General features: G+C 78.3%; 1 pseudogene. It reads left to right on the top strand.

The features are described from left to right. Positions 1 to 2,052 (top strand): annotated as a pseudogene (locus BFF77_RS10340) (FtsX-like permease family protein); the annotation flags it as partial. Positions 2,053 to 2,415: the final 363 nt, after the last annotated feature.

The raw sequence follows: 2,415 nt of genomic DNA, 5'->3' as shown, positions 1-2,415 counted from the left end.
GCGGCCCCGGGCGCAGGTGCCGGTACGGGGGCGGGTGTGGGTGCGGACGTCGGTGCCGATACCGGCACGGAAGCGGATGATACGGGCGCGGGCCCGGCCGGAAGCATCCCCGTGGCCCTGCCCGAAGAGGCCGCCCGGCGGCTGGAGTTGGCTCCGGGCGCGCGCCTCACGCTCACCGACCGGCTGGCCGACGACCGGCGGCTGACCGTACGGATCACCGGCGTGTACAAGGCCACCGACCCCGCCGACCCGTACTGGCGACTGGACGCGCTCGGCGGTCGCGGTGTCCGCGAGGTCGACTTCACCACCTACGGCCCGCTCCTCGCCGACGCGTCCGTCCTCGCCACCGGGCGGGTCTCCCGCTCCGCCACCGGCTGGCTGGCCGCCGCCGACTTCCGGGCGGTCACCACCGACCGGATCGACGCCCTGCGCACCGCGTCCACCCGGGTCCCCGAGCGGCTGCGCGAGGATCCGGCCCTCGGAGGCCGCGCGACGGTGACCACCGCGCTGCCGTCCCTGCTCGACCGGACCGAGCGGGAGCTGCTCGTCTCCCGCTCCACGCTGGTGACCGTCGCGCTGCAACTGCTGCTGCTCGCCGGGTACACGCTGCTGCTGGTGGCCCGGTCGCTCGGTACGGAACGGGCGGGCGAGACCGGCCTGTTGCGGGCGCGCGGCGCCTCGCGCGCCCGGCTGGCCGCGCTCGCCGCCACGGAGGCGCTGCTGCTGGCGCTTCCCGCGGCCCTCTGCGCCCCGCTGCTGGCGGCCCCGGTCACCGGGCTGTTCGCCCGGCCGTCCGCGCTCGGCGACGACGGTTCCGGCAGCGGGACCCGGCTCGGTGACCTCCCGGCCTGGCCGGTGTGGCTGGTCTCGGCCGCCGTCGCGCTGTGCTGCGCGGCGGTGGTCGTCCTGCCCGCCCTCGCCGGGACCGCCGCGGCGGGCGAGTCGTCCGGGGCGCGTGGCCGGGCCGCCGCCCTGCCCGCGGCCGTACGCGCGGGCGCCGACGTCGGGCTGCTGCTCGTCGCGGCCCTGGCCTACTGGCAGTTGGACCGGCAGACGGGCGAGGGCGCGGGGGCGGGAGCCCTCGGCAGTGACCGCGCGGGCCGTCTCGGTATCGATCCGCTGCTCGTCGCGGCGCCCGCGCTGGCGCTGCTCGCCGGTACGGTGCTCACGTTGCGCCTGCTGCCTCCCCTGGGGCGGCTCGCCGAGCGCCGTGCCGCGCGCGGCCGTGGACTGCCCGGCGCGCTGGCGGCCCACCGCCTCGGCCGCCGGTCGCTGCGCGGCGCCGGGCCCGCCCTGCTGCTGGTGCTGGCCGTGGCGACGGGCCTGCTCGCCCTCGGCCAGAGCGCGTCCTGGGACCGGTCGCAGCGCGACCAGGCGGACTTCGCCACCGGCGCCTCCGTACGCGTCCTGGACGGCAGGCCCGCCGACCCGGGTCAGGCCGGTCTCTACGCCTCGCTGCCGGGGGTACGCGGCGCCGCCCCCGCCCACCGTACGGACGCGAGCCTCTCCGGCGGCCTGTCGGCGACCGTACTCGCGCTGGACACGGCACACGCGGAGGAGCGGATGCTGCTGCGCGCCGATCTCGCCGACGAGCCCGCGGAGAGCCTGCTGGACGGACTGAGGGACGGACCGGCAAAGAGACCGGCGCACGAACCGTCGGAGGGACTGGCGGACGGGCCGCCGGAGGCGCCCGTACGGGAGGACGCGTCACCCCAGCGCCGGAGCGGCGGCGCCGGGATCACGCTGCCCGACGGCATCCGCCGGCTCGGCCTCGACGTACGGATCACGGCAGGGAAGGGCGCCTCGGGCGGCGGGCCGGACAGGGCGGGCGCGTCGCCGTCCGGACGTGTCGCCGCGCTCCTGGTGGTGGTGGAGGACCGCTACGGCATCCCGTACCGGCTCAGCGCCGGACAAGTGCCCGTCGACGGGCGGCTCCACCGGGCGACCGTCGATCTCGGCCCGAGCGCCTCCCGCACCCGCAGCTCTCCCGCCGGGCCGCTGCGCGTGACGGGACTGCGGCTCGGCGGGGCCGCCCCGGACCAGGCATCCGAGCAGCACCGGCTGACCGTCGAGCGGCTGCTCGCCACGGCGGCCGGGGACGACGCGAGCCCGGCACCCGGGACCGGGACCGGAGCCATGTCCGCACCCGAACCCGCACCCGCGGCCGTGCCCGTTCCCGTGCCGGACGAGGTGCGCTGGCGCGGCAGCGCCACGGTGACGGCGGGCGCCGGGGAAAGCGCGCCGGACGTCCTGGAACCGACCGGGTCCGCGTCCCCCGGAGCCCCGGCGCCGCTGACCGTCACGTACCCGACAGGGCAGGCGTACCAAGGCTCCGGCTACTTCGCCGTACGGCTCGATGTCGTGGGCGCCGCCCCGGTGGCGCTGAGGAAGGCGTCGGTGGCCACGGCCGCGATC

This window comes from Streptomyces lushanensis, assembly GCF_001700515.1.
Lineage (GTDB): Bacteria > Actinomycetota > Actinomycetes > Streptomycetales > Streptomycetaceae > Streptomyces > Streptomyces lushanensis.
This window is presented reverse-complemented; position numbering and strand designations above follow the sequence as displayed.